The organism is Streptomyces sp. NPDC005752, assembly GCF_040630715.1.
In the GTDB taxonomy this organism is placed as follows: Bacteria; Actinomycetota; Actinomycetes; order Streptomycetales; family Streptomycetaceae; genus Streptomyces.
Genome location: NZ_JBEXYB010000016.1, coordinates 20,744 through 45,464 on the forward strand (window position 1 = coordinate 20,744; position 24,721 = coordinate 45,464).

Sequence of the window (24,721 nt, forward strand, 5' to 3'; positions counted from 1 at the left end):
CTCCTCGATGCTTTCGCCCTTGTACCTGATGGCGCAGGCGAGATCCGCCGCGTTTCTCGGCCGGCACGGCAGGCATGACCGCCGGGGCCCCCGATTCCGTTTACCGGCCCCCTCCCTTCGTGGAGAAGCGCACACCGGCGAAGCGGTCGAGTCGTCGCGGAACGGCCGCGGTCACCGGTCGGAGCCGATTGTCAGTGGCTCGTTCTACCGTCGTCCTCATGGTGCTGTCTCACAGGGGAGAAACCCGGCGCTCCACCCACCCGGTGGCGCGTCGGACGAGGGAGCAGGTGCTGGCGCTCGCTCCTGACGAAGCGACACGGGACGCGGGCCTGGCGCTCGCGTCGGAACACGCGTGGGCCGAGGCGGGTCACGCCGGCCCGGGCGCGGCATGGGGTGTCTGCGGGGGCGACGGCGTGCCGTGCCGCACGGCGGTCGACACCGACGGGTCCTCCTACACATGCAGTTGCACCGGCGGCAGCTCCCCCTGCGGGCATGTCCTGGGGCTGCTGCTGCTCCTCTCGTCCGGCGCGCTGGTGCCGGAGGGTGCTCAGGAGCCGCCGTGGGTCCTGCGGTGGCTGGCGGACCGGCGCGCGCGGGGGGTCACAGCGCCGGAGGACCCTGCGGCCGCCGTGTCCGCGCGCAGGGCCGCGGCCCGTCGCGCCGAGCGCAGGGCAGAGCGCGTCACGGGCGGGGCGCAGGAGCTGGACCGGCGGCTCACCGACCTGCTGCGCGGCGGACTCGCGACGACGGACCGGCCGGACTACGGGCTGTGGGAGGAGACAGCAGCCCGCATGATCGACGCTCAGGCCCCGGGGATCGCAGGCCGTGTGAGGGAGTTGAGCTCGGTGGCGGCTTCGGGGTCCGGCTGGCCGGCACGGCTGCTGGAGGAGTGCGCCCTGCTGCACCTGCTGGACTCGGCCTGGCTGGGGCTCGGCCGGCTGCCCGCCCCGCTGGCGGCCACGGTCCGCGCGAGGGTGGGGCTGACGGCCTCCGCGGAGGGCCCGGCCGTCCGCGACCGGTGGCTGGTCCTCGCGCAGCACGACGCGCCGGAGGGCAGGATCGTCACCCGCCGCATCTGGCTGTACGGCAGGGAGTCGGGGCGTACCGCGCTGCTGCTGTCCTACGGGTCGCCCGGGCGCGCCCCCGCCCAGGCGCTGCCGGTGGGCGCGGTGGTCGACGCCGAGGTGACGCCCTATCCGGGCGGCGGAGGTCTACGGGTCGCGCTGGGAACGCGGTTCGGCGAGCCGCTCGTCACGACAGCACCACCGCCCGGCGGTACGACGGCCGATGCTGTCGCCGCGTACGGGAAGGCCCTGCGGGACGACCCCTGGCTCGACGCCTGGCCGGCCACGCTGCGCGATGTCATACCCGTGCCGTCCGCGGACGGCTGGCAGCTGGCCGGCCGGACCGACGGATCCGCCCTGCCGGTCGTACCCTCGGCCCTGTCCAGGCCGGGCCTGTGGAAGCTCGTGGCGCTCTCCGGTGGTGGCCCCCTGACGGTGTTCGGCGAGTGCGGGCACCGAGGTTTCGACCCGTTGGCCGCCTGGTGCCCCGAGGTCGCCGGGAGTGCCGGGCCGGGGGCCGCCGTAGCGCTCACCTGACGTGCCGTTTTCCCGAGCGGACGCACCTCTTCAGCCCGCGAGGCCCGAATCACCGGAAGGGAACCGATGCCCACCACCGACACGCCCGGCGTGCCCCTGAGCACCCCCTGGGAAGACCTCGTCACCTCGGCCCTGCTCGGCACCGACCGGCGCCCGCTCCGGGTGGAGGGCGGCGCCTCGGCCGGTCCGGCGGCGCTGCTCGGCGCGGCGGCGGTTCATACCGTGCGGCGCAGGGCGGCTCTGCGGCCGGCCGCCCGGACCGCCCTGCCGGAGCCCGCTCCCGCAGATCCCCGGCCACCGCTGCCTGCCGCCGCACACCGCAGGCTCGCCCAGTTGCTCGCCGACCGGTCGGCGCCCCCCGGTGGCGGGCGCCGGGGAGCGGCTCCCGATCTCACCGAGCTCATCCCCCAGTGGCTGGCCTCCGCGGGTGCGCACGGCTACCGGGCGCCGGCGGAGTTGCTGCCCGCTCTCCTGGACGCGGCGAGGGCGCGTACGGATCTTCGCCCGCACGTCCTGGAGTTCGCCGGGCCGCGCGGGCTCTGGCTGGCGGCGCTGAACCCCGAGTGGAGGTTCGCGCTGCGGGCCTCGTCCCGTGGCGCGCCGCGCCCCGACACAACGGATTCCGAGGAGGTCGGCCTGCTGTGGGAGGAGGGCCTGTTCGCCGAACGGGTCGCGCTGCTCGGGGCTCTCAGGGAGGAGGATCCCGGGGCCGCCCGCTCCCTGCTCGCCGGCACCTGGTCCTCCGAGCGGGCCGAGGACCGGCTGATGTTCCTGGATTCCCTGCGATCCGGCCTCTCCGGGGACGACGAGGCGTTCCTGGAGGAAGCCCTCGCGGACCGCAGTCGTAACGTCCGTTCCACGGCGGCCGAGCTGCTGTCCGCGCTGCCCGATTCGGCACTCGCCCGCCGGATGGCGGCCCGTGCCACGTCCTGCGTGAACCCCGACCGGACGGGGGATGCCCTGTCCGTCGGGGTGGAGGCACCGCACGAATGCGACGCCGCGATGCAACGCGACGGCGTGGTACCGGCACCACCCTCGGGCCGCGGTGAACGGTCGTGGTGGCTGGGTCAGTTGGTGGAGTCGACCCCGCTCGGTGTCTGGCGGGAGAGATTCGGCGGCCGGACGGCACAGGCGCTCGTGGCCCTGCCGGTCGCCGACGGCTGGTCCGGTGAGCTGCACGCCGCCTGGTGCCGGGCCGCTGTGCGGCAGCGGGATCCCGACTGGGCGCGGGCCCTGCTCGGCGCCCCCTCGACACCTCCGGCGAACGGCCCCGGGACGGCGTCCCTGGCGGAGCGGTCGAAGCTGCTCGCCACCCTGCCTCCCGGCGAACGGGCGCTCTGGGTCGCCGGCTTCATAGCAGCACACGGCCTGTCCGACGCCTTCCAGCTGCTCGGCGTCTGCTCCGTGCCGTGGCACGGGCCGCTCGGCCGGTCGGTGGTCGACGCGCTGGACATCGCACGGGACGCCGGAAGCTACCCCTGGAGCTTCAGCGGGGTGATGGGCCTCGCCGAGCGCTGCCTGGACCCCGCCGAGGGGGAGAGGCTCGCGGTCCTCACCACCACGCCGGACGAGCCGGAAGGCGCTTCTCCGGGTGCGGGTGGCTACTGGTCGGAGGCTTTCCAGCGCCTGGTGTCCACCCTGCGCCTGCGCGGCACCATGGACGCGGAGCTGGCCGGGGGCGGCATGGAGTGACGGGGAAAGGGCGTGCGCGGGGCAGGAGCGCACCGGGTGAGGCGAGCCGGGCCGCGGATCCGCCGGCCCGGACCTGTGCCGGGTTCACTCTGCCGGCCCAGCGCCGGGTCCCGGCAGATCGAGGGCCCGGCCGAGCCCTCGATCCTCGGCGAGATCCATGAGGCCCGGCCCGGGCCTCTCCGGACCCGGGCGGCCCCTGGCGCGGGGCGGTGAGGAGGCTCAGGCCTCGGCAGGCTGGCGGACGTGAGCGTTCACCCAGTCGACGATCGAGGTCGTCGTCGCACCCGGGGTGAAGATCTCGGCCACGCCCTGCTCCTTCAGCGGAGCGATGTCCGCCTCGGGGATGATGCCGCCGCCGAACACCTTGATGTCCTCGGCGTCGCGCTCCTTCAACAGCTCGATGACCTTGGCGAAGAGCGTGTTGTGCGCACCGGAGAGGATCGAGAGGCCGATGGCGTCGGCGTCCTCCTGGATCGCCGTGTCGACGATCTGTTCGGGAGTCTGGTGGAGCCCCGTGTAGATGACCTCCATGCCCGCATCCCGCAGCGCCCGCGCGATCACCTTGGCCCCGCGGTCATGGCCGTCGAGGCCCGGCTTGGCCACCACCACACGGATCGGACCGGTCACACCCATCAAAGCCTCCACATGCGTCTCCCGTACCCGGAGGGCCGGTGATGTGAACGAACGTTATCTGCAGCATCCCGCACGGCGCCGTTTCGCGGTGGGCCGGGAGGGGGAAATCACACATGGGATATGTTCGCCGGCGTCGTTCCCGGCACCGGGCGGCCCCGGCCGCGCGGGGAGCGCCGTCGAGGGAGCCGCAACGAGGTCGTCGTACCACCGCGCCGTCAGCCGCACGGCACGGTGGTGCGATCCCGGGCCGCACCAGGCCGTACCAGCCTCCGCAGCGACCCCCGTGAGGGTGTACGGGGCAGGAGCCGCCTCCCCGCACGCCGGTGCAGGAGGTCGGCCATGAAGGTCCTGTCCTTCCTACCCCTACTGCTGCGCTTGCCGTGCCTGCGCCCCAGTCGGCTGTCTTCGACGCTGGTCAGAGCCACCGCGCTGGAGCTGGTGATCCTCGCCGGGCACGTGCTCATCTATCCGTCCGGCCTCACGCCGGAACGCCGGACCCCCGTGTTCCCGCCCGATCCCGGCACCGGAGCGGCGCCGGAACCCTCCCCCGGCCGGATCACCCGTACGGCGGAACCGGCCGGGCCGTCCCCGACGACCACGCCTCAGGTTGCCGTGGCCGCGCTGCCGACCACGGCGGAGGACCGTCCACCCGTCGTCCTCCTGCACGGCTTCATCGACAACCGCTCCGTGTTCGTCCTCCTCCGCCGCTCCCTGGCCCGCCACGGCTGGCACCGTCTCGAGTCACTGAACTACTCGCCCCTGACCTGCGACATCCGCACAGCGGCGGAGCTGCTCGGCCGCCATGTGGAGGAGATCTGCGCCCGCACCGGGCACCACGAGATCGACATCGTGGGCCACAGCCTCGGCGGTCTGATCGCGCGGTACTACGTGCAGCGGCTCGGCGGGGACCGCCGGGTGCGCACACTCGTCACCCTCGGCACGCCGCACGGCGGCACCGCCGCCGCCCCGCTGGCGGGCGCCCACCCCATCGTCCGCCAGATGCGGAGCGGATCCGACCTGATCGAGGAGCTGCGCCGCCCCGCTCCGAACTGCCGGACGCGCTTCATCAGCTTCTGGAGCGAGCTGGACAGGGTGATGCTCCCGGTCGAGACGGCCTGCGTCGACCACCCCGACCTCGACGCGGTGAACGTGCGCGTCACCGGTATCGGCCATCTCGCCCTTCCGGTGCATCCCGCTGTCGCGTCCGCGATCCGCCAGGCACTCGAATCCGACGGAGCAGCCATCGGCACCCCGGGTTCGGCCTCGGTCGCCTGACCTCCACGTCCGCGGACCGTACCGCCCGCCCCGGAGCCGCCGTCACCGATGTCCGGATGGCGAAGGAGCGCGGGCCCTCCGAATGCCGAAGGAGCGCGGGCCCTCGGGTGACATCGGTGGAGACCGCCGTCCCGCACCGGCCGGACCGAGCGCACATTTCCTCCCGGCACCGGGGTACGAGTCACTTGAGCGCCACCGGAAGGGACAGAGGCCGAACTGCCCCGAGCCCCTTACCGAATAGAACGACTTTCGAACATAAAGCCAAGCCTGTCGCCTCGGTTCTCCGAAAGGCGGCCGATTGCCCGTTTCCTGAGGGGCTGAACACCGCCGAAGATTGTCGTCCTCACGTACCGCCGGGTACAGTCGCGGCCACTGCTCACCCTGGGGTCCCCCCACCGGACCCCCGGAACAGGTCCTGCTGCCGAGGCGAGAGAGAAGTTGGTGAACGACCAGCACCCCCACGCCGGGCATGCCGGATACGACAGCCATTCCACCGGCAACTTCGACACCGACCCGCTCTTCGGGACCCTGCCGGGTCAGCACGACAGCAGCTACGCGGCAACGTACGGCAGCGATTACGCCCCGGCGTACGACAGCGGCTACGGCGGCGGCCAGTGGGACACCGGCGCGCACCAGCAGGCCTCGTACGACACCTACGACGCCCAGGCGCACCAGAGTTACGACACGACCGCCACCTGGGTGCCCGAGTCCGGGATCCCGGCCCAGGCGGCCACCGCGGACGCGACGGGCCAGTGGGACACCAGCGGCTGGGACCACACCGGCCAGGCCGGCCAGTGGGACACCGGCGACACCGGCGCCTTCCCCACCGCCACCTTCGACACCACGGCCTACGCGACCGGCACCTACGCCGCTCCCGCATTCGAGACCGCGGGGTACGAGAGCTACGCGGCCGCCGAGACGGGCACCTTCGACGCCACCGCCTGGAACAGCGGCGCCACGCCCGAGAACGCCGCGTACGCACCCGAACAGACGTCGTATCCCTCGTACGAACACGAGTCGGCGTCCTACGGGCCTTACGGGTCGGCCGAGTTCACGTCCCACGAGTCCCCCGGCTCCCACGACCACGCCGAGACCGACGGCACCGGAACCGTCCAGGCGGCCCCGCACCCGGACGCCTGCACGGACGGCTACGAAAAGGCCCCCGCGGCCCAGGACACCGAGTACCTGTCGGACATCGCCGAGCCGGGACAGGACGTCCTCGACGTGACCGCGGAGTCCCCCTCGGTCCAGGCCTCCGCGCGCCCCGTGAGCCGTTCCGCCGCCGGGCGCGGCAGCCGGGGCAGGCGCCGCACCCCGGCGAAGCGGTCCGCACTCCTCACCGTCGCCGTCCCCTCCGCCTGCGTCATGAGCGTGGCGGGCATCGCCGCCGCCTCGGTGAGCGGTGTCGGCGGAGGCGAGGAGACGAAGGACGACACCACGTCCATGGCGGCTGCCGAGACGGTCAAGCCGGCCGTGGCCAACAACAAGCTGGACACCCAGCTCGCCAATCTCAGTGCCGACGCCGAGAACTTCGCCGACCGTGCCAGCCGCACCCAGGAGCGCATCGACCTGAAGGAGCGCCAGGCCGCGGAGAAGAAGAAGCGCGAGGAGGAGGCCGCGCGCCGCGAGGCCGCACGCCCCAAGTTCGTCCTCCCCGTCGCGCAGCACGGCCTCAGCGCCATGTACGGCCAGGCCGGTGTGAACTGGATGTCCGTGCACACGGGCATCGACTTCCCCGTCGCCTACGGCACCCAGGTGATGGCCGCGACCGACGGCACCGTCCGCACCCAGTGGAACAGCGCCTACGGCAACATGGCCATCGTCACCGCGGCCGACGGCACCGAGACGTGGTACTGCCACCTCAGCTCCACCAAGATCCGCTCCGGCCCGGTCAAGGCCGGCGACGTCATCGCCTACTCGGGGAACTCCGGCAACTCCACCGGCCCGCACCTGCACTTCGAGGTACGGCCCGGCGGCGGCTCGGCGATCGACCCGATGCCGTGGTTCAGCAGCCACGGCATCAACCCGAACTGACACCGGCCGGCCCACGGGGCCGGCCGGGGGCTCGGCACACCTGGCCCCCGCAGTCGGCCGATTCGAATCGAAGCCCCTCGGCCGGCCGGAGACCCGCAGTCCCTCGGCCCGCCGGCCCGGGTCAGAGCTTCTCGACCGGCGCGTAGCGCAGCAGCAGCTTCTTCGGCCTCTCGTCGCCGAAGTCGACCGTCGCCTTCGCCTGGTCGCCGAACCCGTCGACCGCCGTCACCGTGCCCAGGCCGAACTGGTCGTGAGTGACGCGGTCCCCGACCACCAGGGTGACCACCGGCTTCTCGGAGGTGCGCCGGGTCGCGAATCCCGACGGCCCCGACTTCGAGCGCGACGAGGACAGGGACGACGTGATGCCGGACGTCGGTCCCGCCGACGCCGCCATCGGACCCTTGCGCTTCCACTCCAGGTGCTGGTCCGGGATCTCCTCCAGGAACCTGGACGGCGGGTTGTACGAGGGCTGGCCCCAGGCACTCCGCATCGCCGCCCGGGTCAGGTAGAGGCGCTCGCGGGCGCGCGTGATGCCCACGTAGGCGAGCCGGCGCTCCTCCTCCAGCTCCTTCACCTGTCCCAGTGCGCGCATGTGCGGGAAGACGCCGTCCTCCATGCCCGTCAGGAAAACCACCGGGAATTCGAGGCCCTTGGCGGTGTGCAGCGTCATCAGCGTGACGACACCGGAGCCGTCCTCGTCCTCGTCGGGGATCTGGTCGGCGTCCGCGACGAGCGCGACCTTCTCCAGGAACTCGGCGAGGGTGCCCGCGCCCTCCTCCTCCGCCCGCTCCTGCTCGAATTCGAGAGCGACGGAGGCGAGTTCCTGGAGGTTCTCGATACGGGTCTCGTCCTGCGGGTCGGTGGACGCCTGGAGTTCGGCGAGATAGCCGGTCCGCTCCATGACGGCCTCCACCACGACCGCCGGTCCCGCGCCGGACTCCACGATCGTGCGGAGCTCCTCCATCAGCGTGTTGAACCGCTTCACCGCGTTCGCCGACCGGGCCGCCATGCCGTACGCCTCGTCGACACGGCGCAGCGCCTGCGGGAAGGAGATCTTCTCGCGCATCGAGAGCGCGTCGATCATCGCTTCGGCCCGGTCGCCGATGCCCCGCTTGGGCACGTTGAGGATGCGGCGCAGCGGGACGGTGTCCTCGGGGTTGGACAGCACCCGGAGGTAGGCCAGGACGTCCCTGACCTCCTTGCGCTCGTAGAAGCGCACTCCGCCGACGACCTTGTAGGGCAGTCCGACGCGGATGAAGATCTCTTCGAAGACACGGGACTGGGCGTTCGTACGGTAGAAGACGGCGACGTCGCCCGCCTTCGCGTCCCCGGCGTCCGTGAGACGGTCGATCTCCTCGGCGACGAACTGCGCCTCGTCGTGCTCGGTGTCGGCGACGTAGCCGGTGATCCGGGTGCCGGTGCCCGCGTTCGTCCAGAGGTTCTTGGGGCGACGGCTCTCGTTGCGCTCGATGACCGCGTTGGCCGCGGACAGGATCGTCTGCGTGGAGCGGTAGTTCTGCTCCAGCATGATCGTCTTCGCGTCCGGATAGTCCTCCTCGAACTGGAGGATGTTGCGGATGGTCGCACCGCGGAAGGCGTAGATCGACTGGTCCGCGTCACCGACGACGCACAGTTCGCCGGGGGCGTCGGCCTCGCCCGCCGGGCCCACCAACTCGCGCACGAGGGTGTACTGCGCGTGGTTGGTGTCCTGGTACTCGTCGACCATGACGTGCCGGAAGCGGCGGCGGTAGTGCTCGGCGACGTCGGGGAACGCCTGGAGCAGGTGGACCGTCGTCATGATGATGTCGTCGAAGTCGAGGGCGTTGGCCTCGCGCAGCCGCGCCTGGTAGAGCGCGTAGGCCTGCGCCAGCGTCTTCTCGAAACCGTCGGCGGCCTGCCCGGCGAACGTCTCCTCGTCGATCAGTTCGTTCTTCAGGTTGGAGACCTTCGCCGTGAACGACTTCGGCGGGTAGCGCTTCGGGTCGAGGTCCAGATCGCGGCAGACCAGCGCCATCAGCCGCTTGGAGTCGGCGGCGTCGTAGATCGAGAACGACGAGGTGAAGCCCAGGCGCTTCGACTCGCGGCGCAGGATCCGCACACAGGCGCTGTGGAACGTCATGACCCACATGGCGTTGGCACGCGGGCCGACGAGGTCCTCGACGCGCTCCTTCATCTCGCCCGCGGCCTTGTTGGTGAAGGTGATCGCGAGGATCTGCCCCGGGTGGACCCCGCGCTCGGCCAGGAGGTGGGCGATCCGGTGCGTGAGGACGCGGGTCTTGCCCGATCCCGCCCCGGCGACGATGAGCAGCGGGGAGCCGGCGTGCACGACGGCGGCGCGCTGCTCGGTGTTCAGACCGTCGAGCAGCGCGGCGGCGTCGATCGCGGGACGCGGGGCGCCGTCGCGGTAATAGGCGTCACGCGGCGGCGGAGGCGCGTCGAAGACGTCCTCGAAGAGGCCCTCCGGCACCGCTTCGGGCGCACGCTCCTCAGGGGGCGGCGGGGGGCCGTCCTCCGCTTGCTGGAGGCCGGTCAGGAAACTGTCGTCAAAGAGGCTGCTCATCGCCTCACGAGTCTAGGCGGCCGCACCGACAGCCCGGGCCGCATCGGCGACAAGGACCCCGGGCCGTGCGCGCAACGAGACGGTTCGCCCACGTTACGTGAGATTCGGGGGCTCATTTCGGCCGCGCGAACCCTCACCCGGAAAAGGTCACGAAAACGTATCGGGCATATCGAACATCAACCTTCACAGAGACACCACGGGTTGGTTAGCGTGCTCCGACGGGTGCCCCGTATCCCCCTGAGGCGAACCGCGCCGCACGGGCACGCCCGCCGAACCCTCCCCCAGTACCCGAACGGCCTGGGGGGACCCCCATCGCTAACCCGGTAGGCGGTCCACGGAAGGAGATGCCGGCCTTGGCATCGCATCGCAAGCCGCGCACCCGCGTGCGCACCACCCCCGCCGTCGGCCTCACGACGGCGGCGCTCGTCTCCGTCACCCTGCTCTCCGCCCAGAGCGCGACGGCCGCGCCCACCGAGCCCAAGCCCGGCATCGAGGAAGTACAGAAGAAGGTCGACGCCCTCTACCGGCAGGCCGGTACCGCGACGCAGCAGTACAACAAGGCGAAGACCGCGTCGGCCGAGCAGCGCTCCAAGGTGGACGCCCTGCTGGAGGCCGCGGCGAAGCGGGCCGACAAGCTCAACGAGACGCGCCGCGAGCTGGGCAGCTACGCGGCGGCGCAGTACCGCAGCGGCTCCATCGCCCCGACGGCGACGTTCTTCCTCGCGGACGACCCGCAGTCGTACTTCGACCAGGACCAGCTGATGGCGCGGATGACCAGCCAGCAGCAGAAGGCGGTCGCGGACTTCCGTACGCAGCAGAAGGAAGCCGCGGAGAAGCGCGTCGAGGCGACGAAGAGCCTGGAGACGCTCACCGAGTCGCAGGCCACGCTGCGCACCAGCAAGCAGCAGGTGCAGACGAAGCTCACCGAGGCCCGCTCGCTGCTGTCGAAGCTGACCGCCGAGGAGAAGGCGCGGCTCGCGGAGCTGGAACGCAAGAAGGAGGCGGAGGCCAAGCGCAAGGCCGAGGAGCTGGCCCGGCAGCAGGCCGCCGCCGAGAAGGAGACGGCCGAGGAAGCCGCCGAGGAGGACACGGGCACAGGCACCGGTGCCGGCACCGGCACCGGCTCCGACAGCGGCTACGCCTCGAAGGCCGAGAAGGTCCTCGCCTTCGCACGCGCCCAGATCGGCAAGCCCTACGTCTGGGGAGCCACGGGCCCGTCCTCGTACGACTGCTCCGGGCTCACCCAGGCCGCCTGGAAGGACGCGGGCGTCAGCCTGCCGCGCACCACCTGGGACCAGGTCGAGGTGGGCACCCGGGTGGCCACGGCGGACCTGCGGCCGGGAGACCTGGTCTTCTTCTACGACGACATCAGCCATGTCGGCATCTACAAGGGCGACGGGATGATGATCCACGCACCGAAGCCCGGGGCGAACGTCCGCGAGGAATCGATCTACTACATGCCGATCTACGGCAGCGTGCGCCCGGCGTAAGGGGACGGCGCCCGGCACACGGCCCGACCGGCCGGAACACAGGAGGGGCCCGGTCGACCCGGGCCCCTCAGCCGTACGCCCCGACCGCTCAGGTCCAGAGCGTGGCGATGAAGATGTTGGCGACCGTCAGCCCGCCGACCGCGGCGAACGCTCCCTTGTCCACCTTCTCCTCGTCCCGCTTCACGTAGACGAGCGCCAGGATCACGATCAGGACCAGTAGCTTGACGCCGATCTTGATGTTGTTCACGCTCTGGTCGTCCGCCTGGTTGAGTCCGACCAGGGCGACACCCGTGACGAGCATGGTCAGCGCACCGTGCAGCATGGCCGGGACGAAGCGGGCCGTGCCCGCACCCATGGCCTTCATCTGGGTCAGGAAGCCGCCCAGCAGGGAGGCGATACCGATGATGTGCAAGGCCACGAAGACATTGATGAGTACGTCCATGGCCGCAGCCTAACCGTGGCCATATCACCACTCTTCGGCCAGGTACGACTTACCGATGAGTTGCCCGCGAGTCTGCGCGAATTGCCGGACTCCGGTTGAATTTTCCTGTCATCCGACGGAAACGAAACAGCATATGGGGGCAATAGCTGTCATTACACCTCTTCCCCGTGTGCCGGGCTTAGCGTCCCTCCCAGGTGACCGGTTCCGCTCCACCGCCCCCGTACCGGGCGGCGCCCCCGGTCGCCCTGCCAGGAATCCGGCGGCGGGCCACTCCCCCTGTGGTGACCCGCCGCCGGACCCCTGCGGGCCCGTCGCATCCCCCGACGGGCAGTCGATCGGAAGGACGCACCACCCTCGTGGCCGCCCATCGAGAAGCCGCTCACCGCAAACCCGGACCGCGCCTGTTCGCCGGGCCCGCCGCCCGCACAGCGGCCACGCTCGCCCTCGCCGGGGCGGCCGCCGCGACCGCCCTCGAGGGCGCCGCGCAGGCAGATCCCCAGGTCACCCCGGCGCAGGTCAAGGCCAAGGTGGACCGGCTCTACCACGACGCCGAGGTGGCCACCGAGAAGTACAACGGCGCGAAGGAACAGGCGGCCGCGAGCGAGAAGTCCCTCGACGCGCTGCGCGACGAGGCCGCCCGCAGGACCGAGCGCCTCAACACCGCACGCGACGCACTCGGTTCGTTCGCCACCGCCCAGTACCGCAGCGCAGGCATCGACCCCGCCGTACGGCTGGCGCTCTCCTCCGACCCCGACCAGTACCTGGAACGCGCCTCCTACGAGGACCGGGCGGGCGATCGCCAGGCCGGCGCGATCAACGGCGTGCGCCGGCAGATCAGCGACATCGCCCAGCTGCGCGCCCGTGCCGAGGACGAGCTCACGGACCTCGCCACCCGCCGGGCCGAGCTGGCGAAGCACAAGGACTCCGTCCGCACCAAGCTCGCCGACGCCCGTAAGCTCCTGGCCACCCTGACCGCCGACCAGCGCGCCGACTACGAGCACTCGGCCGACGCCGCGCACGGCGGCGGTGGTGGTGGCCGTGCCGGCCGGAGCACGGCCCGCGGCACGGTGGCCGCCCCCAACGCCCGCGCGGCGCAGGCCGTCGACTTCGCGTACGGGGCTCTCGGCAAGCCGTACGTCTGGGGCGCCACCGGGCCCTCCTCCTTCGACTGCTCCGGCCTCACCCAGGCCGCCTGGCGAGCAGCGGGTGTGTCACTGCCCCGCACGACGTACACCCAGATCAACGCGGGTCAGCCCGTCTCCCGCTCCGAACTGGTACCGGGGGACCTGGTGTTCTTCTACTCAGGGGTCACCCACGTCGGGCTCTACATCGGCGGCGGCCAGATGATCCACGCCCCGCGCCCGGGTGCGCCCGTACGCATCGCACCGATCTCCGAAATGCCCTTCGCCGGAGCGACCCGGGTCGCATAGGCTCCCGGGCCCATGGACACAACCATTCAGAACTACGCGCGATCGAACACGCTCCGCTCCCCGGACCATTACCGGGTGGGGCCCTTCACGGTGCGCCACAACCCGGGCTGGGAACTGAAGTTCGCCAACTACGCCATTCCCGACCAGGACGCCGAACCCACCGAGGGGGAGGTGGCCGATCTGGTCGCGGCGTTCCGCGAGCACGGCCGTCTGCCCCGGCTCGAGTTCCTGCCCTCCTGGGCACCCGCCGTCGAACCGGCCCTGCTGGCAGCCGGTTTCACGGTCGAGAACCGTGCACCGGTCATGGCCTGTACCGCCGATACCCTCCTGGCTCCGAAGCCGGTGGACGGGCTCCGCATCGCCGAGCCCGCCACCGACGCGGAGTTCACCTCGGCAGCCGCCGTCCAGCACACCGGTTTCGGCGGCGAGGGCGGTCCCGACGACGGCGAGATCGCGTGGCTCCGTGCGGCGAAGGACGGCGGCGGCGTCTCGGGACTCGCCACCGTGGGCGGCCTGCCTGCCGGCGCGGGCGGCTGCTCGGCCCCGATCGACGGGATCGGCGAGCTGGCCGGCCTGGCAGTCGCCGCCGCCTTCCGCCGCCGGGGCGTCGGCGCGGCGCTCTCCGCGTGGCTGACCCGTACCGCCTTCGAGCGCGGCTTCGACGCGGTGTGGCTGGAGCCTGGAAGCCCCGACGTCGAGCGGGTCTACGCGGGCATCGGCTACCGCAGGACCGGCGAGAAGCTCAACATCTCGCTCGACGCCGCCTGAGCCCGATCCGCTTGAGCCCGGCCCCGCTGAGCCCGATACCGCTGCGCCCGGTCCCGCTGCGCCCGGTCCCGCTGCGCCCGAGATCCCGCCCGCGCGTGCACGGGGCTCAGACCAGCCGCCGCGCCGTGGCCCACCGGGTCAGCTCGTGCCGGTTGGAGAGCTGGAGCTTGCGCAGCACCGCCGAGACGTGGGACTCGACCGTCTTCACCGAGATGAACAACTGCTTGGCGATCTCCTTGTACGCGTATCCCCGCGCGATCAGCCGCAGCACCTCGCGCTCGCGCTGCGTCAGCCGGTCCATGTCCTCGTCGACCGGCGGGGCGTCCGTCGAGGCGAAGGCGTCCAGTACGAAACCGGCCAGCCGCGGCGAGAAGACCGCGTCGCCGTCCTGGACCCGGAAGACGGAGTCGACCAGGTCGGCGCCGGTGATGGTCTTGGTGACGTAGCCTCGGGCACCGCCTCGGATGACGCCGATGACGTCCTCGGCGGCGTCCGAGACTGACAGCGCGAGGAAGCGCACCGGGTTCTCGACGGCGCCCATCATCGGGGCGCAGCGCCGCAGCACCTCGACGCCGCCACCTCCCGGGAGGTGGACGTCGAGGAGGACGACCTCGGGGCGGGTCGCGGTGATCACGGTGACCGCCTGGTCGACGTCGGCGGCCTCGCCGACGACCTCGACCCCGGTCTCCTCGGTGCGGCCGATCTCGGCCTGGACCCCGGTGCGGAACATCCGGTGGTCGTCGACGAGCACGACCCGTACCCGGCGCTCCGGGCCCCCGGTGGCTTCGGTGTTCTCGGTCATTCGCTCGCCCTCTCCATCTCCAGCTCGACCTCCGTGCCCCCGCCGGGCACCGAACGCAGCCGTGCCGTACCGCCGTTGCGCTGCATCCGGCCGATGATCGATTCTCGTACGCCCATCCTGTCTCCGGGGACGGCGTCCAGGTCGAATCCCGGCCCCCGGTCCCGTACGGAGACGAAGACCGTGCGGCCGTCGACCTCCGCGAAGACCTGGACGGCGCCGCCCTCGCCACCGTACTTGGCGGCGTTGACCATCGCCTCGCGTGCGGCCTGCATCTGCGCCGTCAGCTTCTCGTCGAGCGGGCAGTCGCCGACGACGACGACCTCCAGCGGAACTCCGTGCTTGTCCTCCACCTCGGCGGCGGCGCGCTTGACCGCTTCGGCCAGGTTCGTGGGCTCGTCGTCCTCGTCCTTACCCGTACCCGACGGGTCGTACAGCCAGTTGCGCAGCTCGCGCTCCTGGGCGCGGGCGAGTCTGCGGACCTCGCCGCCGTCGTCGGCGTTGCGCTGGATCAGCGTGAGGGTGTGCAGGACGGAGTCGTGGACGTGGGCGGCGACCTCGGCGCGCTCCTGGGCCCGGATGCGCATCAGACGTTCCTCGGAGAGGTCCTGTGTCATGCGCACGAGGTAGGGACCCGCGAGCAGCGCGATACCGGTGATGACAGCCACGGCGGCGGTCAGCGCGGTGCCGAGCTGGGCCGCCGAGCCCCGCACCACCATGAAGGCGGCGAGGCCGAGGCCGACGAGTGCGACGCCGGCCAGTCCACGGGCCAGGTGCAGCACGCGACGCCGGCGGCCGACCTCGATCCAGCGGGCGCGTCGCGCGTTGTCGGCCTGGCGCCACACCAGGACGGAGCCAGCGCCTATCAGCAGCGCCGGCCAGACGTAGCGGTCCGCCTCGCTCCCCATGTCGACGTTGCCGACGAAGATCATGGCGCCGACGAGCAGCGCGACCAGGGCGAAGACCTGGCCCTTGTCGGGCTTGCGGAGCCTGCGTCTGCCGTCCGGTGCGGTCTCGAAGAGGGACCTCTCCATCGGGCCCGCACCGCCGACACCGCCGACACCGCCGACACCGAGCGGTACGACGATCCAGAACACGGCGTAGAGCAGGGCACCGAGGCCGTCGGCGAAGAACAGACCCAGGAAGACGAACCGGACCCAGGCGACGGGCAGCCCCAGGTGTCCGGCGAGCCCGCGTGCGACGCCGCCGAGCATCCGTCCGTCGGCACTGCGGTACAGCTTGCGCGGCACCTGCTCCTCCGGGTCCGGGGCGTGGGAGCTCGGGGCTCGGGTCGTGGCTGCTGGCATGCACCGATCGTCACACGTACCGGCGGGCCGTGGCATCAGGGTCTGCCCCGACCCGACCCTGATGCGTTGCCGCGGTTCAGGTCTCCGACGCGGGGCCTGCGGCGGGCCCCCAGGGGCGGGAGGGACGGAATATCAGGGATCGTCCAGGGTCGTCGCGGGCCCCACGAGGACGTACGGACCGTCACCATGGAGCCATGACCGTTCCCCAGGACGCTTCCCCGGGCGTCACTCCGCCCCCCGAGCCGGCACCGCGGCTGCAGCGCAGCCCGCGGCGGAAAGTGGTGGCCGGGGTGTGCGGCGGGCTCGGCCGGTACTGCGACGTGGACCCGGTGATCTTCAGGATCGTGCTCGGCGTCCTCGCGGTGACGGGCGGCATCGGCCTGATCTTCTACGGCTTCGCATGGCTGCTGCTCCCCTTGGAGGGCGAGGACGAGAACGAGGCGCGGCGGCTGCTCTCGGGCCGGGTCGAGGGTGCCTCCCTGATCGCCCTGCTCCTGGCCCTGGTGGGCTGCGGGCTGCTGCTGTCGATGCTGCACAACGGCGGGATGCTCGCCTTCGCCGCGATGCTGTCGCTGAGCGTGATCGGCTTCTCGGTCTGGACGCAGCACCGCAGGACGATCCCGCCCGAGGACGCGCCGGGCATGGCGGCGCACCCCCCGAAGAACGCCGCTCACGCCGGGCACGGGGCGCCGCCCGAGGTGAAGGCGCCACCCACGCCGGGCAGACCGTCCTGGTGGCGGGATCCGATCGTCAAGGACGGCACGACCGGACCGGCGGGGACCGGCTATCTGTGGGGCCCGGCGGACGCGGTGCCGGAGGCGGCGCGACCCCGCGGGCGCGGGACGACCGCGGACGCCCCGTTCCGTCCGCCCCACCGCGCACCGGGCACGCGGGGCCCCCGGCCGATCGGCGGCCTCGTCCTCCTCCTCGCCCTGATCGCGGGCGGTCTCGGCACCGGTCTGAGCTGGGAGACCCATCCGCTGGGAACCAGCCTGCAGATCGGACTCGCCGGCGCCCTGGGGGTGTTCGGCCTCGGCCTGCTGATCGCCTCCGTGCTCGGCAGGACCGGCTTCGGCACAGTCCTGCTGGCCATGATCACCGCAGGACTGCTGGCCGGGGCCTCGGCCCTCCCGGAGGACATCGGCACGCACTGGGTCCGTAAGGAGTGGCGCCCCGCATCGGTGGCCACGGTCCAGCCGCAGTACAAGCTGGGCACCGGGGTCGCGAAGCTCGACCTCTCCCGGATCACCGTCCCGGAGGGCAAGACCCTGCGCACGCGTGTCGAGGTCGCGGCCGGCCGCGCACTCGTCGTCGTACCGGAGGGCGTGACGGTGAAGGTGGACGCCGAAGCGGGTCTCGGCGACATCCAGTTCCCCACGGACCTGCGCAAGGACGTGGACATCGCCCCCGACCGGCACACCCGGCGGACCATCGAACCGCCCAGGAACAGCAAGCCCGCCGGAACGGTGGAGCTGGGCATGGGAATCGGCATCGGACAGCTGGAGGTCACCCGTGCTGCGTCATGAGATCCGGCCCGGCCGCGCGGTGGCGGGCCTCGTCATGCTCACCCTGGCGGCCGGCTACGCGGCGGACGCGGCGGGAGCCTGGAACGCCCCGTGGACGTTCTTCGCCCCCGTGTTCCTCGGCGGACTGTGGCTGGCTGCCACGGTGACCTGGGTGAGCTACCGGGTGCGACGGCGGCGCCAGGCGAGGAAGGCGTCGGCGGAGGCGTCTGCGCCTGGTTCCACCAGAGTGTCCTGACCACCCACGGGTGGACCGGATCAGCCGATCTTCGGTGCGCTGTCCGGGAGCTCGACCGGCTTGCAGTGGTCCACGCGGGCGCTCGTGAAGCGGGTGAAGTCCGCTGCCAGGGCCGTGACCGCTTCCTGGACGGACCGGTCCTTCAGCCTGGTTCTCCCCTCGCTGATGCCGGTGTGCGTCTCCAGCAGGACCGGGCGGCCTTCCGCGCTCTCGCAGCCGACATAGAGGGAGACCGTGTTCCCCTCGATGAAACCCTTCTGCGCTCCCCAGGAGAGTGGAATGTTCCCGGACTTGGCGGCGTCCCGGACGATGTCCTGGGAGCTGTAGTCGTCTTCGCTCAGGATGAGGAATTCGGAGAGCTGGACCGACTGCCCGCCGGCGCTCAGCGTGCACTTCCAGGGTGTCGACACAGAGGTAGCCGAGGAGGAACCGAACAGGTCCTCGTCGAAGCCCTCCCCGTGCCCGGGCAGCAGGCCCCGCACCGGTCCGCCGGGCAGCGCGTCGGCACAGACGCGGTCCGGGACCGCGATCGCTGGCTCCTGCGACGCCCACAGGGCCCAGGCACCGAGCCCGATCAGGACCACGGCGGCCGCGCCCACGGGCACGACAAGTCGATGACGCACGACCGCTCAGCCGATTTTCGGCGTGCTGTCGGGCAGGCCGGCAGCACCCTCGCAGCCGACCACGTCGCGGGCTACCGCGCGGGCGACGTCGGCCGTCAGCGCGGAGATCTCGGCCTGCCTGGCACTGTCCTCTGTCTCAGGTAGACCACCGACGCCGACCGAGGCCTCCAGAAGATCCTTGCGCCCCTTGGAGTACGGACAGTCGACGAACAGCGATGCCCTGTTGTTGCTACCGACGAATCCTTCGGCCGCCCCGAGTGAGATCGGCGTATAGCCAGGCCTCGCGGCCTTGCGTTCCACCGTCTCCTCTGTGAACTCGGGATCCTGGATTCTGCTGTACCTGATTTCGACATCCCTGCCGCCGCCTGACAGGTCGCACTTCCCCAGGCCCCCCGCCGTGCCTGCCGTGAAGAAGACCGAGCCCTCCTCGAAAGCCTCGCCCCTCTCCGGCAGCAAGGGCTTGACGTGTGCGCTGGGCACAGCTTCCGCACACACCCGGCCGGGTATGGAGAGCGCCGGCTCCTGGCCGGGCAGGAACAGGGCCACACCCGCTCCGGCGGCCACGAGAACGCCTAGAGCGCCGAGCACGGTCTTCTTACGCTTGTTACCGATCAACGGCGTTCCCATCGCGTCATCCTGCAACAGCCTTCTCAGCTTCCGGCCCGTTGGCGGCCCAAGGCATAGCCCTCCTTGACCTGACGGGCTGCGGTGTCGGCCTGGCTGCTGGCGTTCTCCTCGTCCACCCCGGCCGCGATGGCCGCCTGGTACGTGGCGTCGTACACAGCGTCCCCGGACCTGGCCCGCTGGCCCTCCAGGAAGTCACTGCGGTCCTGCCCTGCCTCGTCGCTGGAGTCACGGGTGTAATGGTCCACGACCGCTTCCTTGATGTCCCCGATAATCATTCCGGCGGCATCTCCCGCAACGGGGAACCTGGACAGTCCCATGTCGATGGCCCGGTCCGCCCACTTGTCCGTGGTCGCCAGGCTCTCGTTGAATTCCGCGTCCGCAGCGATCTTGTCGTCGTAGACGGCCTGGGTACGGGACTCCGCCATGATTCCCGCGATCTCGGCACCGGAGCTGATGCGGTTCTCGAGTTCTGCCGAGAAATCGGTGTACTTCGCCTTGTCGTGGTATCCCTCGTTGATGAGCTCGGTGGTGACCGCCTGCTGTGCGTTGATAATCGCACCGTAGGCATCAGGGTCCTTGCCCACCCCTCCAAGGAAGTCCTTCAACCGCCCCGGCGCCAGGTCCTCCAGGTTGGCATCGCTGCCGTAGGTCTCGAGGTCGCGGTTCCTGTTGATCCCGCTCTGGACGTCACGCATGTACTCGGCCGTGATGTTCCCCAGACTGTCGGTCAGCGGGGAGTCCTTGAGACGGTCGTGGTTCTCGCCGTACTCCGCCACGATCCGGTTGACAAGCTCCGCGCTGCCGGCCGAGTGCTTCGGCGGTGTCGCGTCCGAGTCGTACGGCACACCGATGGTCGCCGATTCGAGGGCGTGCCCCAGGGCGTCGTGCCCGAGCGCCTTGTCGTCCTCGCCCAACGGCCATTCGCGGGCGTCGTCGCCCTTGGCCACCAGGTAGTCCCAGTTGTCCATCTCCTTGCCGTCCGCGGTCGTCGAGTCGTTGAAGAACTCCAGCGACGCCTCGGGATTGTGCCCGAGACCCTCCATGAAGCCGGCGAACGGGTCGTTGGGCTCGTCCGTGGGCGGGTAGTTGAGGTTGGCCGTGTCGCGCCAGGCGACTTCCGGGTCTCCGGGGTACTCGCGCTCGTACTTCAGCAGACTGTCGCCGTAGTCGTTCAGGAACTCGTCGTCGAACTTGCCCTTGTCCATCAGGCTGCTCATGACCTGGTAACCGTTGGGTCCCATCGGCAGCCCCTGGATGGGGAACGGCTTGTCGCCCGCCGCGATGACGTCCCGCTTCCAGGTGTCCATGGCGGGACTCTCGCTCTGGGTCGCGGTGGCCAGCGTCATGCTCAGGTTGTCCTGGACCTCGGCGAGTGTCTTGGCCCGGTCGCCCTCGACCGCGCCACCGGGCGGGGCCGCCATGTCCCTCCAGAACTGGAGTGTTCCCTCGCCTCCGAGGGTCGTGGCGAACCGCTCGCTGAAGCCCGGGTTGTCCCGCTGGTTCTTGAGCGTCTCGTTGAACCGGACGACGTCCGCGTCGCTCCACTCCCCGGGGTTGCTCTCCTGCGCCTTCTTCGCCCAGTAGTCGGCGTCCGCCCTGCCCTGACGGTCGTCGGCCTCCTTGAGCCCACCAGGACCGTCACCGGAGAAGTCGTGCTTGTTCTTCGCGAGTGCGCGCAGGGCCCGTGCGGCGATGCGGTCGGTCTCGCTCGCCTCCCAGAGCACCCGCTTCACCCGGCGCTCAGCGACGGCGAGTTCCTCGTCGGTCGGCGTGTGGATGTCGCCGTTGCCGGCTGCCGCGCCCGAGGGGTACGGAGGCGACCGCCCCGCCCTTGGCGTTGATGTAGATGTTGCGCTTGGCGACGTCGTCGACGACCGTCCGCAGATCCGTCTTGTGCTTCTTGAAGGCGGCACTGGCGTCACGCAGGATTCCGAGCACGCTCTTCGCCTGGCCGGCCACGTCCTGGAACTCGACGGCGATCTTGGTGACGAACTCCTTGGAGACGGTGGCGTTGGCGCCCTTCCAGTCGGCGGCATCCGCCTGCGTCCGGAGCCTCTGGGCGCTCACACCGCCCCCGACCCCGGTGGCCAGGGTGTCCAGCTTGCCGTGCATCTTCTCCCAGTCGGACACCGCGGTGTCCAGCGTGCCCAGTCGCAGGTCGGTGAGCTCCTGCGCCGTCATCGTCTCTGCCGCCATAACGCTTGCCCAGCCCCCGTAGATCTCGGTCAGTTGTCGATTCGCGAGCGTTACTTGATGTAGTCGTCGATCTTCGACACCGACATCTCGGTCCTGATGTGGACCTCGTCCTTCGAGTGCTGTGCGCGCGTGAAGTCGAAATGGTTCGAGATGTGCGCGCACGCCTCCTTCAAGGTGGCGGTCTGGGTGTTCCACGCGTCGTGCAGCTCGGTCAGCGCGGACCCCATGTCGAGACCGTCGTTGAAGAGGTCGATCGACGCGGTGAACGTGCTGGGTCGGGCGAAGTCGCTGTCCGTGCTGAACTGCTGGCGCAGCTCGTAGGCCGTATTGCCCAGCTTGCCCAGCTGGTCGTCGTGCACGACCAGGTCACCGTTGGACGCACCGCCGCCTCCGCCGCCGTCAGCGGGTATCTGGTTGAGCCGCATGCCCACGGAGCTCCGCTCCGCGGCGTCACGCTTGAGCTGTTCCCACTCGTCCCACGCCATGCTCCGGCCCCTTCCCCGTACGCCGGCAGCCCTGATGGACGCCGCCGCTTCCCTCACGCTAACAAGCTACGTGCATGGTGAACACACTGGACGGGGAAGGGTGCAGGATTTCACAGAACGGAGCCGGCCCGGACGCGGCCTGAGCCGCCTTGCCGACGTTTCACCGCCTCACAGCCGCACGCGGTGTCGGCCTCCCCGCAAGGCGTCCAGCGACCAGTAGGGAGCTCCCGCGAGCAGCAGTGGCAGCCAGGCCATGAGGTAGACCAGATCGTTGCCGTAGTAGTACGGCGTGCTCTGCCAGCTCACGGTCAGCCACAGGCTCAGCGAGATCAGTGCCCCGCCGAGCGCCGCGAGCCGTGCCCACAGGCCGGCGAGGGTGCCGAGGCCGACGAGGAGTTCGCCGATCGCGATGGCGTAGCCGAAGCCCTCGGGGCTCTTGAGTGCCAGGTCGACGAGGCCGGGGACCGCCGCGCTGTCGCGTACGGCGTTCATCATCTCGCCGATGGAACCGGCCCCGCTCGCCGACAGGAACGCGCTGTCGGTCAGTTTGTCGAGCCCGGCGTAGACGAACGTGACGCCGAGAAAGATCCGCAGGGGCAACAGCGCGTACTCCCCCGCCCGGTCCCTGAGACTTCTCGGCTCGTCCAGCCCGTAGGAACCGCCCCTGTAACCGCGCATCACCGCTCCGCCTTCCGTTGGCCCTTCGAAAGACCATACGTACGCCGGTCCGGTGCCGCTCACCAGGTATGCGGGTCAGTCCGTGACGTCGATGAGGCAGGCGTTCGTCTCCACACCCGCAGCCGTGACGACCTGCACCTCCACAGCGCCGGGTTCGACCTCGACCGGGACGGGCACGGTGAGCACGGTGTCCGCCGGGTTGGCGAAGCCTCCGGTGACCGGGATCAGGGGGACGTGCACGTGTACCCGCCCGATCCTGACGACCACCCGGGCCAGCCGGTCCGGGCTGCCGGCGCCGGGCGGGACGAACCCCGCGCCGCGGATCTCGATGTCGTCACCGGTACGGATCGGCGCGTCGAGGTCCCCGGCCTCCCTGGCCCGCACGACCGACAGGATGACCGGCCGGCCACCCTCCGCGTACTTGCCGGCGAAGTACGTCGCCGCCGAGACGGCGACCAGGACGGCCAGGCCCCACGGCAGATCCGGCAGCTGCTCCGGACGGCGGGCCAGACGGACCGCGGCGAACAGCACGGCTACGGCGCTGACCAGCACGTACTGCACATCGGTGAAACTGCCGCGCCCGGAGTCGTCGGTCAGCAGGTCGGCGGCCCGCGGCCGGTCGGCGCGGAGCTTCTGCAGTCGCTGGCCCAGTACCCGCACGGTCACCACGCGGCGTACGACGACGGCGACGGCGCACACCAGCGCGAGCACGGTCAGCACACCGGCCGAGCGGACCAGGTCCAGCCCCTCGATCAGGGCGTCACGGTCTGCGTGGTCGGACGCCCCCGCCAGTTGCAGCGCGAGGACGAGCACGGCGAAGACGGCGAGCAGCACCCAGGAGGCGGCGACGGTGCGCGAGGTGGAGAGCCGGTTGTCCTCGCCGATCAGCGGGGCGAGCAGGCCGCCGCGGGACCGGTGGACCCGGGCGGCGCCGGTCAGCAGGCCCGCGGTGACGCATGCGGCGATCAAGCCCGCGGTGCGGGCCGTGGACCAGCCGGCCCCGATCGCGGTGACGGCCTCACCGATGACCAGCAGGGCCACCCCACCCCAGACGACTACGCAGGTGCGCGTCCAGAGGGTGTGGAGCCAGGCGTCACCGGCCTCACGGCTGCGTTCCGCGACAGTGCGGGCCGACTCGGTCAGTTCGTCCGACACCCACTGCCGGGACGCGGAGACGGACTGGGAGACTCCGCCGGGGAGGCCCTGTCCGGCGGCGAGTTCGTCCCGTTTGGTGAGGAAGGCCGCCACGGCCCGCCGGTGACCTTCGCGTGCTCCGTGCGGGCAGTCGCCGCACGTACAGCCACCGCCGTGCGCACTTTTCGCCCTCGCCTCGTCCAACGCCACGGAGAACGCCGCCCTTTCCCAACCTGTGGAGCCAACTCACTGTTTATTTCTGCGAATTGTGCCGTACGGGACCGGCTCGTCCCGCATCGGGGCGGGCCGGGGGCGCATGTCGTGGGAATGTTCGATTCTCAGGCGCTGAGGACGAGGTAGGCGAGGCCCAGCGTCCCCCGGTACCCGCCGTAGTAGCCGCTGCGGCGGGCGTCGACGGCCTCGGTCACCCCGGCGTGCAGCCGGTGCCCGGGGTTGGCCAGGGCCCAGCGCTCGCCGCGCCCGATGTTGGCGGCGGACTCGAAGAGGTCCCACTCGCGCTGATCGGCGACGGTCACCTGGAGCGGCCTGAGCCCCGCGGCCTCCGCCTGCCGGATCAGCCCCAGGAGCGAGCCGAAGTCGCCGGACTCCGCGCCCAGCCCCTCCAGCGCGGCCGGCGAGGGCTCGCGCTCCCAGAATCCGTCCGCGAACAGCACCCGGCCTCCGGGCCGAACGGCCGCCCGGAGTGCTCCGAGTGCTTCCGGAATCCCGCCGGGCCAGGCGTGTGCGGCGCCGATGGACACGGCCAGGTCGTAGCCGTCGCCCGGATACCCGGCGGCTGGCACCTCGTGGAACCGCACCCGGTCTCCGAGTCCTCGCTCCTCCGACAGCCGCACGCCTCGCACGACGGCGTCCGGGTCGGTCTCGATGCCGTCCCCGGTGGCTCCGGGCGCCGCCTCGACCAGACGCATCAGCAGCTCACCCCAGCCGCTGCCGAAGTCGGCGATCCGGGCACCGGGGGCCGGGGCACAGGCGGCGATCAACCGGGCGGCGTGCTCCTCGGAGAGCGGGGTGTTCCAGGTGAGGTGGTCGTTGCCCGGGGCGGACATGAGGGCGCGGACTTCTTCGGCGGACATGCGCCTCAGCCTGGCACGGCAGCTCCGCGACGGGCCACGCGTTTTACCGCACCGTCGTCGTCGGCCTCGGCCGGGGGCACGGGTGGTGGTGG

General features: G+C 71.2%; 22 protein-coding genes. 9 read left to right on the top strand and 13 right to left on the bottom strand.

All coding sequences use genetic code 11. The features are described 5' to 3' along the window. Positions 1-218 precede the first annotated feature (218 nt). Entirely contained in the window at positions 219-1,601 is a 1,383-nt protein-coding gene (locus ABZ441_RS15515; protein WP_358973291.1) for an SWIM zinc finger family protein, read from the top strand. 66 nt (positions 1,602-1,667) lie between these two features. Then, the gene (locus ABZ441_RS15520) at positions 1,668-3,293 is read left to right on the top strand and encodes a DUF5691 domain-containing protein (protein ID WP_358973293.1); all 1,626 of its coding nucleotides are present in this window, start codon (positions 1,668-1,670) and stop codon (positions 3,291-3,293) included. Positions 3,294-3,512: 219 nt separating this feature from the next. Here ABZ441_RS15520 and ABZ441_RS15525 read toward each other — a convergent pair whose 3' ends face one another. Then, complete coding sequence (locus ABZ441_RS15525) at positions 3,513-3,926, bottom strand: cobalamin B12-binding domain-containing protein (protein ID WP_031096529.1); 414 nt, start codon at positions 3,924-3,926, stop codon at positions 3,513-3,515. Between the two features lie 339 nt (positions 3,927-4,265). On the opposite strand from ABZ441_RS15525, the gene ABZ441_RS15530 reads away from it, so the two are divergent. Together ABZ441_RS15530 and ABZ441_RS15535 are read left to right on the top strand one after the other, a co-directional pair. Continuing rightward, entirely contained in the window at positions 4,266-5,201 is a 936-nt protein-coding gene (locus tag ABZ441_RS15530; protein WP_358973296.1) for an alpha/beta fold hydrolase, read from the top strand. Between the two features lie 441 nt (positions 5,202-5,642). After that, positions 5,643-7,235, top strand: a complete 1,593-nt coding sequence (locus ABZ441_RS15535) for a peptidoglycan DD-metalloendopeptidase family protein (protein WP_358973299.1) — start codon at positions 5,643-5,645, stop codon at positions 7,233-7,235. 121 nt (positions 7,236-7,356) lie between these two features. Here the strand turns inward: ABZ441_RS15535 and pcrA are convergent, their stop codons facing one another. After that, positions 7,357-9,795: a DNA helicase PcrA gene (pcrA, locus tag ABZ441_RS15540; protein WP_358973301.1), complete on the bottom strand. Its 2,439-nt coding sequence runs from the start codon at positions 9,793-9,795 to the stop codon at positions 7,357-7,359. A gap of 344 nt (positions 9,796-10,139) precedes the next feature. Here pcrA and ABZ441_RS15545 point away from each other — a divergent pair, with 344 nt between their 5' ends. Then, positions 10,140-11,285, top strand: coding sequence for an NlpC/P60 family protein (locus tag ABZ441_RS15545; RefSeq protein ID WP_358973303.1), 1,146 nt, complete (start codon positions 10,140-10,142; stop codon positions 11,283-11,285). An 88-nt stretch (positions 11,286-11,373) separates the two neighbouring features. On the opposite strand, the gene ABZ441_RS15550 is transcribed toward ABZ441_RS15545, so the two are convergent. Then, a complete protein-coding gene (locus tag ABZ441_RS15550) occupies positions 11,374-11,727 on the bottom strand; it encodes a hypothetical protein (protein ID WP_099173785.1) in 354 nt (117 codons plus the stop codon). A 356-nt stretch (positions 11,728-12,083) separates the two neighbouring features. Here ABZ441_RS15550 and ABZ441_RS15555 point away from each other — a divergent pair, with 356 nt between their 5' ends. Both ABZ441_RS15555 and ABZ441_RS15560 read left to right on the top strand, forming a co-directional pair. Then, positions 12,084-13,157: an NlpC/P60 family protein gene (locus tag ABZ441_RS15555; RefSeq protein WP_358973306.1), complete on the top strand. Its 1,074-nt coding sequence runs from the start codon at positions 12,084-12,086 to the stop codon at positions 13,155-13,157. Between the two features lie 12 nt (positions 13,158-13,169). Next, positions 13,170-13,925 carry a GNAT family N-acetyltransferase gene (locus ABZ441_RS15560; protein ID WP_358973309.1) on the top strand — a complete coding sequence of 252 codons (756 nt, stop codon included), beginning with the start codon at positions 13,170-13,172 and terminating at the stop codon, positions 13,923-13,925. Positions 13,926-14,031: 106 nt separating this feature from the next. On the opposite strand, the gene ABZ441_RS15565 is transcribed toward ABZ441_RS15560, so the two are convergent. Together ABZ441_RS15565 and ABZ441_RS15570 are read right to left on the bottom strand one after the other, a co-directional pair. After that, positions 14,032-14,727: a response regulator transcription factor gene (locus ABZ441_RS15565; RefSeq protein WP_205018411.1), complete on the bottom strand. Its 696-nt coding sequence runs from the start codon at positions 14,725-14,727 to the stop codon at positions 14,032-14,034. After that, complete coding sequence (locus ABZ441_RS15570; RefSeq protein ID WP_358973314.1) at positions 14,724-16,031, bottom strand: PspC domain-containing protein; 1,308 nt, start codon at positions 16,029-16,031, stop codon at positions 14,724-14,726. The genes ABZ441_RS15565 and ABZ441_RS15570 overlap by 4 nt, the downstream gene beginning before the upstream one ends. A 194-nt stretch (positions 16,032-16,225) precedes the next feature. Between ABZ441_RS15570 and ABZ441_RS15575 the strand changes: the two genes are divergently transcribed. Together ABZ441_RS15575 and ABZ441_RS15580 are read left to right on the top strand one after the other, a co-directional pair. Next, positions 16,226-17,557, top strand: a complete 1,332-nt coding sequence (locus ABZ441_RS15575) for a PspC domain-containing protein (protein WP_358973317.1) — start codon at positions 16,226-16,228, stop codon at positions 17,555-17,557. Beyond that, positions 17,544-17,792 (top strand): hypothetical protein, encoded by a 249-nt coding sequence (locus tag ABZ441_RS15580; RefSeq protein ID WP_358973320.1) that lies wholly within the window; start codon positions 17,544-17,546, stop codon positions 17,790-17,792. The genes ABZ441_RS15575 and ABZ441_RS15580 overlap by 14 nt, the downstream gene beginning before the upstream one ends. Before the next feature lie 20 nt (positions 17,793-17,812). Here ABZ441_RS15580 and ABZ441_RS15585 read toward each other — a convergent pair whose 3' ends face one another. From ABZ441_RS15585 to ABZ441_RS15620, 8 genes are all read right to left on the bottom strand, one after another. After that, positions 17,813-18,415 (bottom strand): hypothetical protein, encoded by a 603-nt coding sequence (locus ABZ441_RS15585; RefSeq protein WP_358973323.1) that lies wholly within the window; start codon positions 18,413-18,415, stop codon positions 17,813-17,815. A gap of 6 nt (positions 18,416-18,421) precedes the next feature. Beyond that, positions 18,422-19,042 carry a hypothetical protein gene (locus ABZ441_RS15590; protein ID WP_358973326.1) on the bottom strand — a complete coding sequence of 207 codons (621 nt, stop codon included), beginning with the start codon at positions 19,040-19,042 and terminating at the stop codon, positions 18,422-18,424. A gap of 23 nt (positions 19,043-19,065) precedes the next feature. Next, on the bottom strand, positions 19,066-20,775 hold the full coding sequence (locus tag ABZ441_RS15595; RefSeq protein ID WP_358973330.1) for a hypothetical protein: 1,710 nt from the start codon (positions 20,773-20,775) through the stop codon (positions 19,066-19,068). A 7-nt stretch (positions 20,776-20,782) separates the two neighbouring features. Continuing rightward, positions 20,783-21,238 carry a hypothetical protein gene (locus tag ABZ441_RS15600; protein ID WP_358973333.1) on the bottom strand — a complete coding sequence of 152 codons (456 nt, stop codon included), beginning with the start codon at positions 21,236-21,238 and terminating at the stop codon, positions 20,783-20,785. Positions 21,239-21,288: 50 nt separating this feature from the next. Beyond that, the gene (locus ABZ441_RS15605) at positions 21,289-21,723 is read right to left on the bottom strand and encodes a hypothetical protein (protein WP_358973336.1); all 435 of its coding nucleotides are present in this window, start codon (positions 21,721-21,723) and stop codon (positions 21,289-21,291) included. A 168-nt stretch (positions 21,724-21,891) separates the two neighbouring features. Beyond that, positions 21,892-22,401 (bottom strand): DoxX family protein, encoded by a 510-nt coding sequence (locus tag ABZ441_RS15610; protein WP_358973339.1) that lies wholly within the window; start codon positions 22,399-22,401, stop codon positions 21,892-21,894. Between the two features lie 75 nt (positions 22,402-22,476). Next, entirely contained in the window at positions 22,477-23,745 is a 1,269-nt protein-coding gene (locus ABZ441_RS15615) for a hypothetical protein (RefSeq protein WP_358973342.1), read from the bottom strand. Positions 23,746-23,873: 128 nt separating this feature from the next. After that, positions 23,874-24,629 carry a class I SAM-dependent methyltransferase gene (locus ABZ441_RS15620; RefSeq protein WP_358973345.1) on the bottom strand — a complete coding sequence of 252 codons (756 nt, stop codon included), beginning with the start codon at positions 24,627-24,629 and terminating at the stop codon, positions 23,874-23,876. Positions 24,630-24,721: the final 92 nt, after the last annotated feature.

Bases quoted from the DNA above. Each gene is read 5' to 3' on its own strand.
- ABZ441_RS15515 (WP_358973291.1), top strand. From the start codon at position 219: ATGGTGCTGTCTCACAGGGGAGAAACCCGGCGCTCCACCCACCCGGTG.
- ABZ441_RS15520 (WP_358973293.1), top strand. From the start codon at position 1,668: ATGCCCACCACCGACACGCCCGGCGTGCCCCTGAGCACCCCCTGGGAA.
- ABZ441_RS15525 (WP_031096529.1), bottom strand. From the start codon at position 3,926: ATGGGTGTGACCGGTCCGATCCGTGTGGTGGTGGCCAAGCCGGGCCTC.
- ABZ441_RS15530 (WP_358973296.1), top strand. From the start codon at position 4,266: ATGAAGGTCCTGTCCTTCCTACCCCTACTGCTGCGCTTGCCGTGCCTG.
- pcrA (WP_358973301.1), bottom strand. From the start codon at position 9,795: ATGAGCAGCCTCTTTGACGACAGTTTCCTGACCGGCCTCCAGCAAGCG.
- ABZ441_RS15545 (WP_358973303.1), top strand. From the start codon at position 10,140: ATGCCGGCCTTGGCATCGCATCGCAAGCCGCGCACCCGCGTGCGCACC.
- ABZ441_RS15550 (WP_099173785.1), bottom strand. From the start codon at position 11,727: ATGGACGTACTCATCAATGTCTTCGTGGCCTTGCACATCATCGGTATC.
- ABZ441_RS15560 (WP_358973309.1), top strand. From the start codon at position 13,170: ATGGACACAACCATTCAGAACTACGCGCGATCGAACACGCTCCGCTCC.
- ABZ441_RS15565 (WP_205018411.1), bottom strand. From the start codon at position 14,727: ATGACCGAGAACACCGAAGCCACCGGGGGCCCGGAGCGCCGGGTACGG.
- ABZ441_RS15570 (WP_358973314.1), bottom strand. From the start codon at position 16,031: ATGCCAGCAGCCACGACCCGAGCCCCGAGCTCCCACGCCCCGGACCCG.
- ABZ441_RS15575 (WP_358973317.1), top strand. From the start codon at position 16,226: ATGACCGTTCCCCAGGACGCTTCCCCGGGCGTCACTCCGCCCCCCGAG.
- ABZ441_RS15590 (WP_358973326.1), bottom strand. From the start codon at position 19,042: ATGGGAACGCCGTTGATCGGTAACAAGCGTAAGAAGACCGTGCTCGGC.
- ABZ441_RS15600 (WP_358973333.1), bottom strand. From the start codon at position 21,238: ATGGCGGCAGAGACGATGACGGCGCAGGAGCTCACCGACCTGCGACTG.
- ABZ441_RS15605 (WP_358973336.1), bottom strand. From the start codon at position 21,723: ATGGCGTGGGACGAGTGGGAACAGCTCAAGCGTGACGCCGCGGAGCGG.
- ABZ441_RS15610 (WP_358973339.1), bottom strand. From the start codon at position 22,401: ATGCGCGGTTACAGGGGCGGTTCCTACGGGCTGGACGAGCCGAGAAGT.
- ABZ441_RS15620 (WP_358973345.1), bottom strand. From the start codon at position 24,629: ATGTCCGCCGAAGAAGTCCGCGCCCTCATGTCCGCCCCGGGCAACGAC.